This window comes from Streptomyces sp. NPDC046887 (assembly GCF_040644755.1).
Lineage (GTDB): Bacteria > Actinomycetota > Actinomycetes > Streptomycetales > Streptomycetaceae > Streptomyces > Streptomyces lichenis.
On record NZ_JBEYXH010000067.1, the window covers coordinates 1 to 14,780 of the forward strand.

Here is a 14,780-nt window from a genome sequence, read left to right on the forward strand (position 1 = left end):
GTCGATGTTTCACGTGAAACATCGACCCCGGGCCCGCTGCACCGAACGGATCAGTCGGCGATGGGGAGGTAGAGCCGCTTCCCCCGCGCCGCGAACTCGGCGGACTTCTCCATCATCCCGGCCATGGCCTCGTCGTCGCTCAGCGGCGCGTCACCGCCGAACTGCTCGGTGATGCTCCTGCTGATCTTCATCGAGCAGAACTTCGGCCCGCACATGGAGCAGAAGTGAGCGGTCTTGGCCGGCTCCGCGGGCAGCGTCTCGTCGTGGAACTCCCGGGCGGTGTCCGGGTCGAGCGCCAGGTTGAACTGGTCCTCCCAGCGGAACTCGAACCGGGCGTCCGACAGGGCGTCGTCCCACTCCTGGGCGCCGGGGTGCCCCTTGGCCAGGTCGGCGGCGTGGGCGGCGATCTTGTAGGTGATGACGCCGGTCTTCACATCGTCCCGGTTGGGCAGGCCCAGGTGCTCCTTGGGCGTGACGTAGCAGAGCATCGCGGTGCCCCACCAGGCGATCATGGCGGCGCCGATGCCGGAGGTGATGTGGTCATACGCCGGGGCGACATCGGTGGTGAGCGGGCCCAGCGTGTAGAACGGGGCCTCCTCGCAGATCTCCTGCTGGAGGTCGATGTTCTCCTTGATCTTGTGCATCGGGACATGGCCCGGGCCCTCGATCATGGTCTGGACGTTATGGCGCTTGGCGATCGAGTTCAGCTCGCCGAGCGTACGCAGCTCCGCGAACTGGGCCTCGTCATTGGCATCCGCGATCGAACCGGGGCGCAGCCCGTCACCGAGGGAGTAGGTGACGTCATAGGAGACGAGGATCTCGCAGAGCTCCTCGAAGTTCTCGTAGAGGAACGACTCCTTGTGGTGCGCCAGGCACCAGGCCGCCATGATCGAGCCGCCGCGGGAGACGATGCCGGTCTTGCGGCGCGCGGTGAGCGGCACATAGCGCAGCAGCACCCCGGCATGGACCGTCATGTAGTCGACGCCCTGCTCGGCCTGCTCGATGACGGTGTCCTTGTAGATCTCCCAGGTCAGTTCCTCGGCCTTGCCGTCGACCTTCTCCAGGGCCTGGTAGAGCGGCACCGTGCCGATCGGCACCGGCGAGTTGCGCAGCACCCACTCGCGGGTGGTGTGGATGTTGCGGCCGGTGGAGAGGTCCATGACCGTGTCGGCGCCCCAGCGGGTGGCCCAGGTCATCTTCTCCACCTCCTCCTCGATGGAGGAGGTCACGGCGGAGTTGCCGATGTTGGCGTTGACCTTCACCAGGAACCGCTTGCCGATGATCATCGGCTCGATCTCCGGGTGGTTGACGTTGGCCGGGAGCACCGCGCGGCCGGCGGCGATCTCCTCGCGGACCACCTCGGGGGAGACGTTCTCGCGGATGGCGACGTACTCCATCTCCGGGGTGATCTCGCCGCGGCGGGCGTAGGCGAGCTGGGTGACCGCCTGGCCGTCCCGGCCCCGGCGCGGCTGGCGCGGGCGGCCGGGGAAGACGGCGTCCAGGTTGCGCAGCCCGCCGCGCGGCGAGGTGTGCTTGATCCCGTCGTCCTCGGGGCGGACCGGGCGGCCCGCGTACTCCTGGGTGTCGCCGCGGGCGATGATCCAGTTCTCCCGCAGCGGGGGCAGTCCGCGGCGGACGTCGGTCTCGACGTGCGGGTCGGTGTACGGACCTGACGTGTCGTAGAGCGTCACGTCCTTGCCGTTGGTGAGGTGCACCGTGCGGACCGGCACCAGGAGGTCGGGGCGGGAGCCCTCGACGTACCCCTTGTGCCAGCCGATGGACTTCCCGGCCTCGTCGTTCTGCTCGGAGGCAGGCGTGCGTGCGTCCTGAACGGTCATGGTGACCTATCTCCCTACGCCGGCATTACCCGGTAACAGGTTCGGCGGTCGACGCAGCGGCCTCCGTACGCCTCGTACGGATGTCAGCGCCCTCTCAGCCCGGTGCTCCGAGCTCCCGCGTGTGCAAATGCGCCCACCACGCTAGCGCCCACCTCACCGCAATGAACAGAGGGCCCCGTCGTTCTTGCGATGATCGGGCGGTGACTTCCTCGCAGCGGTTCCCCGATCCCGATGGACACCGGCATCAGCCGGAGCAGCCTCCCGGGCAGTCGTCCGGGCCCGTGGACGACCGCGGTCACGGCGGCCGTCCCGACGATCGCGGCCCTGGTCAGGGCCATGGCCATGGTCCCGGTGGAGGCCATGCGCACAGCCACGGCCACAGCCATGTGCACGGGCCCGCGGCGCCGGTGTCGAAGCATCTGCGCAAGGTCATCGCGGCGGTGCTCATCCCGTTCGCCACCGCGGTGCTGGTGGGGCTCGCGGTGCTGTGGCCGGGCGGCGCCCCCGCACACGAGCGGACCGGGGTCGGTTTCGACCGGCAGACCGAGCAGGGCGAGGTGGTGCGGATCGAGAAGGTCGACTGCCGGGACGTCAACGCCGCTCAGGTGCCGCCGACCGAGAACCCCACGACGCCCGAGGGCCGTGAGGCGGCCGCCGCCCAGCAGGGGCAGTGCACCAAGGCCACGGTCGAGGTCACCAGCGGCAAGGACCGCGGCCGCAAGTTCGTCGAGATCGTCCAGCCCGACGCCACCCGGCAACTTGAGAATGGGCAGGGCGTGGTGGTGGCGTACGCGCCGGACGCCCCGCGGGATCTGCAGTACTCCGTCACCGATGTGGACCGCACCCTGCCGATGGCCCTGCTGGCGGGCATCTTCGCGCTGGCGGTGGTGGCGGTCGGACGGCTGCGGGGGGTGATGGCGCTGGTCGCCCTGGCGGTGAGCTTCGCCGTGCTCACCCTGTTCATCCTGCCGGCCATCCTCCAGGGTTCGAACCCGCTGCTGGTCGCCGTGATCGGGGCGAGCGCCATCATGCTGATCGCGCTCTACAGCTGCCACGGGCTGAACGCCCGCACCTCGGTGGCGGTGCTCGGGACACTGGTCTCGCTGCTGCTGATCGGCCTGCTCGGCTCGCTGTTCATCGACTGGGCCTCGCTCACCGGGAACACCGACGACAACACCGGTCTCATCCACGGCCTCTACCCGGACATCGACATGTCCGGTCTGCTGCTGGCCGGGGTCATCATCGGATCGCTGGGTGTGCTGGACGATGTGACGGTGACCCAGACCTCCGCGGTGTGGGAGCTGAAGCAGGCCGACCCGCGGATGGGGCCGCGGGCCCTGTACCGGGCGGGTATCCGCATCGGCCGGGACCACATCGCCTCGGTGGTCAACACCCTGGTGCTGGCGTACGCGGGCGCGGCGCTGCCGCTGCTGCTGCTGTTCTCGATCGCGCAGAGCAGTGTGGGGACGGTGGCCAACAGCGAGCTGGTGGCCGAGGAGATCGTGCGGACCCTGGTGGGGTCGATCGGGCTGGTGGCCTCGGTGCCGGTGACCACCGCGCTGGCCGCGCTGGTGGTCTCGGCCGACCGCCCGGCGGACGGCGCCCCGGCGCCCGCCACGGGACGCGGCGGACGCGGCCGGCGGCGCAAGCGGTAGGCCCCAAGACCCCGTGGGGGAGCGGTGGTCCCGGCGGGCCGGCGGTAGCGACGGGGACGGCGGGTCCGTACGGAAGGCGCCGAGGCGCGGCTCAGCCGGCGTTCTCCTCGGCGAGGATCCTGCCGAGCACCGCGTCCAGGCTGTCGGCCGGCGCGCCCAGCGCCGACTCCTGGCCGAGCGGGACGAGCCTGTCGGTCCGGTCCAGGAAGGCGACCAGTGGAGGGGCGCTGGAGCGGAACAGGGCACTCTCGCCGGCCACCTGGAGCCGCAGCAGCACATCGGACACCTCGCCCGGGCCGGCCGGCGCGATGTGCACATCCCCCTCCCCGGACGGCACATTGAGGCCGTCGAGCAGCAGCTCCCGGCCGAAGGACCAGCTCACCGGCGCGTCCCCGGGCAGATGGAAGGTCAGCCGGACGGCGAAGGGGTCCGCCGCCTCGTACCCCAGCTCGACCGGGATCCGGAAGGACAGCTCCTCGGTGACGACGAAGCTCATCAGGACTTCGGCCTTGACCGACTCGCTCATCGTGTACCCCGCAGTGGATGGACCGGGTGGCGGACGGCGGCGCGTGCCGGACACGCGCGGCCGGGGAACGGGAAAGGGCCGGTGAGACGGGGTCGCGCCCGCACCGGCTCTGGTCCCGCCATCGTCCAGCAAGCACCGGGTGATCACAAGGCGTGTTATTTCAGATACTGATAGAGAACCCGAACGTGGGATTCCGGCCATCCGCCCGGCGTCGCGGCCGACCGGCGCGGGCCGTCCACGGAAGCGTGGTTCACCACGGCACGGATCGCGGAAGCACGGATCGGGAAAGCACCGTTCACGAAGGCGCGGATCGCGGACGTACGGATCGCGGAAGTACGGATCAGGGACAGGCCGAGGATCGGGGGCAGGCGCGGGGGCGGGCGCAGGGACAGGGCCGGGGCGGTGGCGGTTCCCTGTCCGCGATCTTGCCGCGACGATTCTGCACCGCGCCGTCGGCCGCCAGCCGATGGGCCGCCTCACCGAGCAGGAACAGGCCCTGGTCCCTGCGGAGATAGCCCTCATGGACCAGGGTGCGCAGCAGATGGTAGGCGGTCGCCAGGGGCAGGCCGGTCTCCCGGGCCAGCTGCTTGGCGGGGGCCCCGCCGTGATGCGCGCCCACCGCCTCCAGGAGTCGCAGGGCCCGCTGGACGGAGCCGATGAGGGTGGGGACATGCCCCGTCGAGCCTGGTGCCGTGGCCATGGGTCACCCATCGAAGCGGCGGAGGCTCGCCACTGTAGTGGGAGCCTCCGCCGAGCGGCCGGGCCGTACGGACGGTTCCCCCGCGCGAGCTAACGTCCGCACACAGGCGTTACCAGTCGCCACCGGAGGAGGACGAGGACGACGACCTGAACCGGCGTACCAGATAGACCAGTCCGCCGACCAGAGCGACGAACAGCAGCAGCTTGAAGAGCAGTTCGGCGACGAAGGCGAGCACCGCGCCGATCAGGCCGCCGAACACGAACAGCGCGATCAGCGGTATGGCGATCCACTTCACCCACCAGGGCATCCCCGCGAGCACTTCCCGTACCGCCATCGTCTTCTCCTCCTCGTCACCCGGGCCGCTCCCGGTCTTCGGATCCCCGGTCTTGGGAAGATCCCCGGTCTTGGGAAGGCCGGTCTCCGGAACCCCGGACTTGGGATCCCCGGTCTCCGAATCCCCTGTCTCCGGATCGAAAGCCCGGACGCCTTCGATGCTAGAAGCCGGATCCCCGCACCGGGGCGGTCGGCGGCCCGGGCTCTGCCCTGATCCGTCCCCTAGGGAACCCGGAGGTCAGGGCCCGCCGGACTCAGGGGTTCCGGCTCCCGGGAGGCTCGCGCCCGGGCCTCGGGGACCTGAACTCCCCGAGCGCCCCGGGCCTCAGGCTTCAGAGACCCGGGCTCCCCGTACGGCCCCGGGCCTCAGCTCTCCGGTGGGGAGAAGACCACCAGGACCCGCAGGTCCTCGCTGATGTGGTGGAAGCGGTGCGGTACTCCGGCCGGCACGTACACCACGCTGCCCCGCCCCACCGAGGTCGTCTCGGTGCCCACGGTGATCGCGGCGCGGCCGCTGACGACGACATAGACCTCGTCCTCGCGGTGCGGCTGCTGCGGGTCGAGCTGTCCCGCGTCGAGCGCGTACAGGCCGACCGACATGTTCCGCTCCCGCAGGAACTGCAGGTAAGCGCCGTCGTTGGCGGCGCGTTCCGCCTCCAGCTCGTCCAGTCGGAATGCCTTCATCGCCCGCTCGCCCCTGCACTCGGTCCGATCGTGTCCGCCACGACCTGTCTGCCACGATCAGACACATGATGAATTTCCTCGTCAAGACGATCGCGAACGCCGCCGCGCTGGCCGTGGCGATCTGGCTGCTCGCCGACATCACCCTGACCGGGGACAGCACCGGCAGGAAGGCATGGACGCTGGTGCTGGTGGCGCTGGTGTTCGGCGTGGTCAACGTCCTGGTGAAGCCGGTGGTCAGGCTGCTCACGCTGCCGTTGTACGTGCTCACGCTCGGCCTGTTCACCCTGATCGTGAACGCCCTGATGCTGCTGCTGACCTCCTGGCTCGCCGACAAGCTGGACCTGAGCTTCCATGTGGAGGGCTTCTGGACGGCCGTGCTGGGCGGACTGATCATCTCGGTGGTGTCCTGGGCGCTCAACCTGGTCCTGCCGGACGCCCGGGACTGACCTCACGGCCGGACCGGAATCCGCGGCACCGGGCCCGGTGCCCGCATACACGACGAAGGAGCGTTCCCTATGACCTGGGGCGACGGGACCAGGGCGGTCCGCGCCGGACTGCCCGAGCCGACCGCGTACGAGCCCACCCTGCCCGGGCCGGTGTTCGCCGCCCACTACCACCTGCCCGGGGAGCCGACCGGCCCGTACACCTACGGCCGGGACGACAATCCCACCTGGACGCATCTGGAGCGGGCGATCGGCGAGCTGGAGGCGCCCGGGGCGGAGGTGGAGACCCTGGTCTTCGCCTCGGGGATGGCGGCGATCTCGGCCGTGCTCTTCTCGCAGCTGCGAGCCGGTGACACGGTGGTGCTGCCGTCCGACGGCTATCAGGCGCTGCCGCTGGTGCGGGAGCAGCTGAAGGCGTACGGGATCGAGGTCCGCACCGCGCCGACCGGCGGTGACGCCCAGCTCGACGTACTGGAGGGGGCCCGGCTGCTGTGGATCGAGACGCCGTCCAACCCGGGGCTCGACGTCTGCGATGTGCGGCGGCTGGTGAAGGCCGCGCACGCCCAGGGGGCGCTGGTGGCCGTGGACAACACCCTCGCCACGCCGCTCGGCCAGCGGCCGCTGGAGCTGGGCGCGGATCTCTCGGTGGCGAGCGGCACCAAAGGGCTGACCGGCCACGGTGACCTGCTGCTCGGCTATGTGACCTGCACGGATCCGGCTGTGGCGGCATCGGTACGGCGCTGGCGCAAGATCGCCGGGGCGATCGCGGGGCCGATGGAGGCATGGCTCGCCCACCGCTCACTGGCCACCCTGCAGCTGCGGGTGGACCGGCAGTGCGGCACCGCGCTGGCGCTCGCCGAGGCGCTGGCCGACCGGCCGGAGGTGTCCGGTCTGCGCTACCCGGGCCTGCCCGACGATCCCTCGCACCAGGTGGCGTGCGCGCAGATGCGGCGCTTCGGCTCGGTGGTGTCCTTCGTGCTGCCGGACCGCGAGCGGGCGGAGCGCTTCCTGGCCGCTCTGCGGCTGGCGGAGGACGCGACCAGCTTCGGCGGGGTGCGCTCCACGGCGGAGCGGCGCGGCCGCTGGGGCGGGGACGCGGTGCCGGAGGGCTTCATCCGCTTCTCCGTCGGCGCGGAGGACCCTGCCGACCTGGTGGCGGACGTCCTACGGGCCCTGGAGGCCTGACCTCGGCCGCGGAAGGATCACCGCCCCTTTCCACCGGGCCGACGCGATCCGGCCATCCCGGTACGCGGAGGGCGGTCCGAGCCTCCCCCCTCGTGGCTCGGACCGCCCTGGCTGCCGCGGTTGTGCCGGTGGTCACCGGCAAACCGCCTGTACAAGGCTAGTTCACTGTGCGTCAGTGTCCAATCACTGTAGCGACAGAGACCTATCGACATATTTATAGTGAGAGAGAACCCTGAGCCACCATCAGATGGATACGACCGGGTCGTCCCCACGGACCGCGGAGAGAGGGAAGCGCATGGATCTGGCCTTGCTGCGCACATTCGTCACGGTGCACCGGGCCGGTTCCTTCACCCGTGCCGCCGCCCTCCTCGGCCTCTCGCAGCCGGCGGTGACCAGCCAGATCAGGACGCTGGAGCGGCAGCTCGGCCGCCCGCTTTTCCTGCGCCAGGCCCGCGGTGTCACCCCGACCACCATCGGCGACGAGCTGGCGCACCGCGCCGCGCCCCATCTGGACGCTCTGGTGGAGATCACCGAGGCGGGGCTCGACGAGGCCTCGACCGTACGGACGCTGCATCTCGCCGGGCCGCCCGAGTTCACCTCGCTGCGGGCCCTGCCGGCCCTCACCGCGCTGGTGTCCCAAGGGGTTGCCCTGCGCACCGCGCTCACCTCGGTGTCCTCCGAGGTCTTCGAGGGGCTCGCCGCGGGCCACCACGACCTGGCCGTCACCACGGCCCGCCCCCGCGGCGGGCTGCTCACCTCGACCCCGCTCTGCGACGAGGAGCAGGTGCTGGTGGCCTCGCCGCGGTGGGCCGCCCGGCTCGCCCCGGGTGTCCTGCTGCGCAAGGGCGCGGTGGTGCTGGAGCAGCTGCCGGTGGTGGAGGTGCATGAGTCGCTGCCGTTCGTCGCCCGCTACTGGGCCGCCGTGTTCGAGTCGCAGCCGGCCGCCGCCGCCACCGTGATCGCTCCGGATCTGCGGGCCGTCCTGGAGACGGCGGCCGCCGGGGCCGGGCTCGCGGTGCTGCCCCGCTACCTGTGCGAGGACGCCCTCGCCGCCGGGCGGCTGGTGGCCCTGCTCGACCCTCCGGTGCCGCCGCTGCGGACCTACTTCCTGGCGGTCCGGGCCGGCACCCTGTCGCTGCCGCACATCGCCCGCGCCCATGAGTCGCTGCTACGGGCCGCCGCGGCATGGTGACGCGGTCGCGGATCGCGGGGCGGTCCACGGGGTTTCGGAGGTGCCCGGTCGGGCCATCTTCAAGCCATGACCGAACGTCCCGTGGTCAAGCGCACCGCCCGTGCCGTCCTGCTCGACGGTGACGAGCTCGTCCTGATCAAACGCACCAAGCCCGGTATGGACCCGTACTGGCTCACCCCGGGCGGCGGGGTGGAGCCCACGGACGCGACGGTGGTCGACGCCCTGCACCGCGAGGTGGACGAGGAGCTCGGCGCCAAGATCACCGATGTGGTCCCGTGCTTCGTGGACACCGTGGAGCACATCGAGGACGGCGGGGTCTCCGGCGTCAAGGTGCAGCACTTCTTCGTCTGCCGGCTGGAATCCATGGACCCCTCGCTGCGGCACGGTCCGGAGGTCGAGCAGCCGGAGGGCGAGTACGAGATCGTCCGGGTGCCGTTCAGCCGGGTCGGCATCGCCGCGGTCCACCTGGTGCCCCTGTCGCTGCGGCACTACCTGGACGGCAACATCGAGGGCGTACGCGCGATGCACGCCCCCGACCTGGGCTGACGCCTGCCGACCCCGGGTTGCCCGCCCCGCGGCGCTCAGCCGGCCGCGGCGACGAGCTCGTCCAGGGCGTCGTGGCGGATGCGCTCGGAGGGCACCCCGACGCCCCGCAGCGCGTCGACCCCCCGGCGGATCATCCCGGGCGGCCCGGAGAGATAGGCGTCGTACTCGTTCCACGGCCCGTACTCGCGGACCAGCTCGGGAAGCTGGGTGCTGCGGTCCACGATCGCGCGCACCTGGAGCCATGGGTGGCTCTGCCGCAACCGCAGCATGGTGTCGATGTCATAGAGGTCGTGGTCGGTGCGGGCACCGTAGAAGACCTCGACCGGCCGGCGCACACCGCGCTCGGCCACATCCTCGACCAGCGCCTTGATCGGGGCTATCCCGGTACCGCCGCCCAGGCACAGCAGACCGTTGTCGGTGGTGTGGTCCACGGTCATCGAACCGGCCGGCGGGCCGAGTCGCAGGACGTCGCCGGGCCGGGCGTGGTGGACCAGGGCGTTGGACACCCAGCCGGCCGGCACCGCCTTCACATGGAAGCTGAGCAGACCGTCCGGCCGGGGTGCGGAGGCGAACGAGTAGTGCCGCCAGACCCGCGGCCACCAGGGGGTCTCCAGGCTGGTGTACTGCCCGGCGAGGAAGGGGTACGGCTGGTCGGGGCGGACGGTGAGCACCGCGATGTCGGGGGTCCGCAGCTCATGCGAGACCACCTCGCCGTGCCACCAGGCGGGCGCGCGCCGCTCGTCCTCGGCGGCGGCGTCGATCATGATCTGGGAGATCGTGGTGTAGGTCCGGACCCAGGCCGCCTCGGTCTCCTTGTCCCAGGTGGTGGTGGCGTACCGGGTCAGCGCGCCGATCAGGGCCTCGCCGACGGCCGGGTAGTGCCCGGGCTCGGTCCCGTACTTGCGGTGTCCCCGGCCCAGATGCTGGAGGTACTCGGTGAGCACCGTGGCGTCGTCCATGTGCTCGGCCGCGGTGAGCAGGGCCTTCAGCAGCCGGTCGCGCTGGGTGTCCATGGCCGCCGGGAAGAGCCCGCGAAGCTCGGGGTGGCGGGTGAAGAGGAGCGCGTAGAAGTAGGCGGTGACCTTGTCGGCGACGGGCCCGATCTCGCCCAGCGTGCGGCGGACCAGCCGGGCGTCGGGCGACGCCGGACTCTCCCGCGTCTCCGATGGCTGGGGCCGCGGCGGCGCCTGCGGCGCCTGCGGCGCCTGCGGTTCCGGTGCGTGGGGTTCCTGCGGCTGCGGTGCCTGCGGCTGCGACGCCTGCGGCTGCGGTGCCGGTGGCTGCGGTGCCGGGGGCTGCGGTGCCTGCGGTTCCGGTGCCGGTGGCTGCGGGGAGGGGGCCGCTTCCGGCTCCCAGGCGGATCCGCTCGCGGTGGGCGGGGCGGACACGGTGGGCGGGGCGGACGGAGCGGCGGGGCTGGGGCCGGTGGGTGCGGTGGCGACGGGGGTGGCCGGGGGCAGCGGGGCGCCGGTGGAGGCACCGTTCGGGCCCGGGGCGGAAGACGGGGCGGGAGCCGCGGCCGAGGGCTCGGCGGTGGGCCAGGGGGCCGACTGGACATCGGTACGGCCGGGGCCGGGCGGCGGCACGAGATCGGGGGCCGCCGCATGGGCGTGCGCGGGCTCCGGTTCCGGGGTGCGCCGGTACGGGGAGGGCTGCGGCCCGGTGCCGTCGGCCGGAGGCGGTACGGGGGCGGGTGCCGTACGGGGCTGGGTGGCGGCGGTACCGGGTGGGGGCGTACGGGAGGCACCGTTGCCCACCATGCGTATGGAGGTCAGCGGGCGGCGACCGGCCGACGACCGCTCCTGTGCGGCAGCGTCATACGCGCCGGCGCCTTCGGGACGTGGTGCCCCGGGGCGGGCGGAGTCCACGGCGTCCTGGTCCGACTGACCGTTCACGGGCTTGCGCGGGGTGAACCAGCCGCCACCCCCACCGCTGTCGCCCGCGGTGCCGTTGTCGGCCGACGTGGTGGTCGGAGCGTCCATAGAGTGCCTCGCCTCGAACATCTTTCGGTCGGTCTGCCGCACCCGGTGGGAGGGTGCCTCAGTTCGCCGCTGCTGCCTGGTGATCACTGCCTGTCGCTCGCCCACGGTAACGCCCGAGCGCACAACGCACCGGAGCCCGTCAGCCGGGCCCGCGTGACGGTGGGGTGGCCGACCGGCCGCAGTGGCCGTGGACGCAGCATGACAGCCGTCGCGCTCCCCATCGGCCTGAGCGTGGAAAGTCCGGTAATCCGCCTCGGTTTTCGTTAGGCTGCATGACCGTCATGTCCTGAGACGCGCGGTGTGATCTCGTCAGTTCCTGGGGCCTCTCCGTGGTGGGACGTGGACGCACCGAGTGCATGCCCAGCGCGCGGACACGCGTTGCTCCGCGCTGCTCGCCCCACACCCCGCGCCCAGTCGGCAGCAGTTGCCGAGATCACCGCGTCGGACATCGAACCACCGTGTCTGCCCTGGGCGTCCACCTCTCTCGCCAACTCTGCACAGAGTCGGTTCCCGATCTTCACTTTTTCACTCGCCGCTCGGCAGGCGGTGATGTTTCACGTGAAACATCACCGTCCCCCAGCCGAAGCGGCTGGGGGACGGTGCCTGTGGGGAACGGGTCGGTCCTGGCCGGGCCGAGGCTGGGTATCTAGCTCAGCGCCCGCACCGCCTCCACGGCGAAGTCGTGGTCCTGCTCGGGCGCTCCGCCACCCACACCGATGGAGCCGATCAGCCGCCCGTCGCGGTGGACCGGGACGCCACCCGCGATGAAGAGCAGCGGTCGGTCCAGAGCGGTCGGCAGGGTGTGGAACGGTCCGCCCGGCTGGACCGCGGCGACGAGGTCGGCGGTCGGCGCGTTGAGCTGGAGAGCGGTGTACGCCTTGCGGGTGCTGGTCTCGCCGGCGATCAGCACGGCGCGGTCGTCGCGACGGAAGGCCAGCAGATGGCCCCCGGCGTCCAGGACGGTCACCGCGACGGTGACTCCGGCGGCCTCGGCGGCCCGGCGGGCGGCGTCGAGCAGGGCCTCGGCGTCCTGAGTGCTCAGCGGGGCCGCGGCGATGGTGGTTGCAGTGGTCACGGGGGGCTCCTCGATGTGGGGGGGGACGGGGGAGGGTCTGGTGGAGGGCGGCAGTCAGTGGCGGCCCGCCGGGACGGCGGCCTGCTCCGGCGCGGGCGTGGGGAGGATGGCGTCCGCGGTGGGCTGGGTACGCCGGGCCTGACCGCGCTCCAGTGCTGCGGAGAGGACGGCCAGCCCCAGGGCGGCGACGGCCAGCAGTGCGCCCACCCAGTTGGGGGCGGTGATGCCGAAACCGGCTGCGATCACCATGCCGCCGAGCCAGGCGGCGATGGCGTTGCCCAGGTTGAAGGCGCCGATGTTCATGGCGGAGGCGAGCGTGGGCGCGGCGGCCGCCTGGTCGAGGACGCGCTTCTGGAGGGGCGGAACGGTCGCGAAGCCGAAGGCGCCTATCAGGGTGACGGTCACGGCGGCCGCGATCTTGTTGTCCGCGGTGAAGGTGAAGGCGGCGAGCGTGAGGGCCAGCGCGGACAGCGAGACGAAGAGCATGGGCATCAGCCGGCGGTCGGCGAACTTGCCGCCGATGAGGTTGCCCACGACCATGCCGACACCGAAGAGGACGAGCAGCCAGGTCACGGAGGACTCGGCGAAGCCGGCGGCCTCGGTCATCATCGGGGTGATGTAGGTGATGGCGGCGAAGACCCCGCCGAACCCGAGGACCGTCATCGCCATGGCGAGCAGCACCTGCACATTGCGGAAGGCGGCGAGCTCCTGGCTCAGCCGGGCGCCTTCGGCCTTGGGCTGCTCGGGGACCAGCTTGGCGACGCCCAGCAGACCGAGCACACCAAGGGCGGCGACGGCGTAGAAGGTGATCCGCCAGCCGGCGGCCTGACCGATGAAGGTTCCGGCCGGTACGCCGACCACATTGGCGACGGTGAGCCCGGTGAACATCATGGCGATGGCGCCGGCCTTCTTCTCGGGGGCGACCAGGTCGGCGGCCACGATCGCGCCGATACCGAAGAACGCGCCATGGGCGAGGGAGGCGACCACCCGGCCCGTCAGCATCATGCCGAAGGCGGGTGCCAGGGCGGACAGCAGGTTGCCGGCGATGAACAGCCCCATCAGCAGCATCAGCATGCGCTTCCGGGAGACACGGGTGCCCAGTGCGGTCATCAGTGGGGCGCCGAGGACCACACCGACGGCATAGCCACTGACGAGGAAGCCGGCGGTGGGGATCGACACCTGGTAGTCCGCCGCGACCTGCGGCAGGAGGCCCATGATCACGAACTCGGTGGTTCCGATACCGAAGGCCCCGATGGCCAGGGCGAGGAGCGCGAGCGGCATGGGGAAACACCTTCCATAGATTGCGACTGCACCTTACGAGCGACCACAATAATTGCAAGCGCGCTATAAATGCAAGCGCGGGCTATTGCGGTCGTCGTCTATCCTGGGAGGACACCGCCGCTCCAGACGGAGGAGAGACAGAGATGACAGCGACAGATCCGGCGCTCACCGCCCTCTCCCAGGGCTGGTGCGCCCTCTCACTGCTGCACGGCAGGATCGAGGCGCATATCGAGCGGGCGCTGGAGACCTCGCACGGCCTGAGCGTGCGCGAGTTCTCGCTCCTGGATGTGCTCAGCCGCCAGCACAGCGGGCCGGGGGGCCACCTCCAGATGAAGCAGGTGGCCGATGCCGTGGTGCTCAGCCAGAGCGCGACCACCCGGCTGGTGACCCGGCTGGAGGACAGGGGCCTGCTCACCCGGTACCTCTGCGACACCGACCGGCGCGGCATCTACACCGATGTCACCGACTCCGGGCTCGCCCTGCTCGCCGAAGCCCGCCCCACCAACACCGCGGCCCTGCGGGAGGCCCTGGACGAGGCAGCCAAAAACCCGGAGCTGGCCCCGCTGGTCAGGGCCGTGGAGGGACTCAACACCCCGGCCGTCCCCACCGTCACGGTCTGATCGGTCGCGGCGGGCGCGGCCCGCTCGGCCCTGGGGGAAAGCAGGCCCGCGCCCGGTGGGGCCCTCCTGCCGGGCAGCTCCGGTAGGGCCCTCCTGCCGGGCGGATCCGGTAAGGCTCTCCGGGGCCGGGCGTACGCTCCGCCCATGAGCGATCTTGAGATCAGGCCGGCCCGCCGTTCCGACCTGCCGGACATCGTGGCCATGCTGGCGGACGACCCCCTGGGCGCCCGGCGTGAGTCGCCCGAGGACCTCACCCCGTACACCACCGCGTTCGAGCGCCTGGCGAAGGACCCCGCCCAGCAGTTGGTGGTCGCCGTCCGAGAGGGGCGGGTCATCGGGACGCTGCAACTCACCGTCATTCCGGGGCTCGCCCGACGTGGTGCTCTCCGGTCGGTCATCGAGGCGGTACGGATACATGCCGACGCCCGGGGCAGCGGTTTGGGCGCCCAGCTCATCGAGTGGGCGGTGGCCGAGTCGCGGCGTCAGGGCTGCCAGTTGGTCCAGCTCACCTCGGACGCCACACGCACCGATGCCCACCGCTTCTACCAGCGGCTCGGCTTCGAGGCCTCCCATGTGGGCTTCAAGATGACGCTGTAGCAGCCCTGTTGACGTGCTCGCGAGGCGGGGGGATGTTTCACGTGAACCCGAGCGCCTTGCCGGTGCGGCGCAGCAGCGTGCCGTACAGCGGACCCGAGGCCCCGCCCACCGTGGAGATCAGCT

At 71.5% G+C, this 14,780-nt stretch carries 14 protein-coding genes, 2 pseudogenes and 1 riboswitch; of the genes and pseudogenes, 7 read left to right on the forward strand and 9 right to left on the reverse strand.

The genetic code is table 11. The features are described from left to right. Positions 1 to 50: 50 nt before the first annotated feature. On the reverse strand, positions 51 to 1,838 hold the full coding sequence (gene thiC, locus ABZ945_RS32615) for a phosphomethylpyrimidine synthase ThiC (protein WP_361277031.1): 1,788 nt from the start codon (positions 1,836 to 1,838) through the stop codon (positions 51 to 53). After that, positions 1,833 to 1,967: riboswitch (TPP riboswitch) on the reverse strand. It overlaps the preceding gene by 6 nt. A 32-nt stretch (positions 1,968 to 1,999) precedes the next feature. On the opposite strand from thiC, the gene ABZ945_RS32620 reads away from it, so the two are divergent. After that, positions 2,000 to 3,493 (forward strand): YibE/F family protein, encoded by a 1,494-nt coding sequence (locus ABZ945_RS32620; RefSeq protein ID WP_361277033.1) that lies wholly within the window; start codon positions 2,000 to 2,002, stop codon positions 3,491 to 3,493. Between the two features lie 91 nt (positions 3,494 to 3,584). Here ABZ945_RS32620 and ABZ945_RS32625 read toward each other — a convergent pair whose 3' ends face one another. From ABZ945_RS32625 to ABZ945_RS32640, 4 genes and pseudogenes are all read right to left on the reverse strand, one after another. Further along, positions 3,585 to 4,019 carry an SsgA family sporulation/cell division regulator gene (locus ABZ945_RS32625; protein WP_361277035.1) on the reverse strand — a complete coding sequence of 145 codons (435 nt, stop codon included), beginning with the start codon at positions 4,017 to 4,019 and terminating at the stop codon, positions 3,585 to 3,587. Positions 4,020 to 4,449: 430 nt separating this feature from the next. Then, positions 4,450 to 4,719, reverse strand: a pseudogene (locus ABZ945_RS32630) (helix-turn-helix domain-containing protein); the annotation flags it as partial. A 109-nt stretch (positions 4,720 to 4,828) separates the two neighbouring features. Continuing rightward, positions 4,829 to 5,053, reverse strand: coding sequence for a DUF5326 family protein (locus ABZ945_RS32635; protein WP_361277037.1), 225 nt, complete (start codon positions 5,051 to 5,053; stop codon positions 4,829 to 4,831). A 365-nt stretch (positions 5,054 to 5,418) separates the two neighbouring features. Beyond that, positions 5,419 to 5,736, reverse strand: coding sequence for a cupin domain-containing protein (locus tag ABZ945_RS32640; RefSeq protein ID WP_361277039.1), 318 nt, complete (start codon positions 5,734 to 5,736; stop codon positions 5,419 to 5,421). Positions 5,737 to 5,801: 65 nt separating this feature from the next. Here ABZ945_RS32640 and ABZ945_RS32645 point away from each other — a divergent pair, with 65 nt between their 5' ends. From ABZ945_RS32645 to ABZ945_RS32660, 4 genes are all read left to right on the forward strand, one after another. Further along, positions 5,802 to 6,182 carry a phage holin family protein gene (locus ABZ945_RS32645; RefSeq protein WP_361277041.1) on the forward strand — a complete coding sequence of 127 codons (381 nt, stop codon included), beginning with the start codon at positions 5,802 to 5,804 and terminating at the stop codon, positions 6,180 to 6,182. 69 nt (positions 6,183 to 6,251) lie between these two features. Further along, positions 6,252 to 7,364, forward strand: a complete 1,113-nt coding sequence (locus ABZ945_RS32650) for a cystathionine gamma-lyase (protein ID WP_361277043.1) — start codon at positions 6,252 to 6,254, stop codon at positions 7,362 to 7,364. Between the two features lie 295 nt (positions 7,365 to 7,659). Next, on the forward strand, positions 7,660 to 8,556 hold the full coding sequence (locus ABZ945_RS32655; RefSeq protein WP_361277045.1) for a LysR family transcriptional regulator: 897 nt from the start codon (positions 7,660 to 7,662) through the stop codon (positions 8,554 to 8,556). A gap of 66 nt (positions 8,557 to 8,622) precedes the next feature. After that, complete coding sequence (locus tag ABZ945_RS32660; RefSeq protein ID WP_361277047.1) at positions 8,623 to 9,102, forward strand: NUDIX hydrolase; 480 nt, start codon at positions 8,623 to 8,625, stop codon at positions 9,100 to 9,102. 35 nt (positions 9,103 to 9,137) lie between these two features. On the opposite strand, the gene ABZ945_RS32665 is transcribed toward ABZ945_RS32660, so the two are convergent. The 3 genes from ABZ945_RS32665 to ABZ945_RS32675 form a co-directional block, all read right to left on the reverse strand. After that, entirely contained in the window at positions 9,138 to 10,562 is a 1,425-nt protein-coding gene (locus ABZ945_RS32665; RefSeq protein WP_361277057.1) for a globin domain-containing protein, read from the reverse strand. Positions 10,563 to 11,730: 1,168 nt separating this feature from the next. Then, on the reverse strand, positions 11,731 to 12,159 hold the full coding sequence (locus ABZ945_RS32670; RefSeq protein ID WP_361277049.1) for a heme-binding protein: 429 nt from the start codon (positions 12,157 to 12,159) through the stop codon (positions 11,731 to 11,733). A gap of 54 nt (positions 12,160 to 12,213) precedes the next feature. Then, the gene (locus ABZ945_RS32675) at positions 12,214 to 13,440 is read right to left on the reverse strand and encodes an MFS transporter (protein WP_361277051.1); all 1,227 of its coding nucleotides are present in this window, start codon (positions 13,438 to 13,440) and stop codon (positions 12,214 to 12,216) included. A 143-nt stretch (positions 13,441 to 13,583) separates the two neighbouring features. Between ABZ945_RS32675 and ABZ945_RS32680 the strand changes: the two genes are divergently transcribed. Together ABZ945_RS32680 and ABZ945_RS32685 are read left to right on the forward strand one after the other, a co-directional pair. Then, complete coding sequence (locus ABZ945_RS32680; protein WP_361277053.1) at positions 13,584 to 14,060, forward strand: MarR family transcriptional regulator; 477 nt, start codon at positions 13,584 to 13,586, stop codon at positions 14,058 to 14,060. 144 nt (positions 14,061 to 14,204) lie between these two features. After that, entirely contained in the window at positions 14,205 to 14,657 is a 453-nt protein-coding gene (locus ABZ945_RS32685; RefSeq protein WP_361277055.1) for a GNAT family N-acetyltransferase, read from the forward strand. Between the two features lie 46 nt (positions 14,658 to 14,703). On the opposite strand, the pseudogene ABZ945_RS32690 reads toward ABZ945_RS32685, so the two are convergent. Continuing rightward, a pseudogene (locus ABZ945_RS32690) lies at positions 14,704 to 14,780 on the reverse strand (dihydroxyacetone kinase subunit L); the annotation flags it as partial.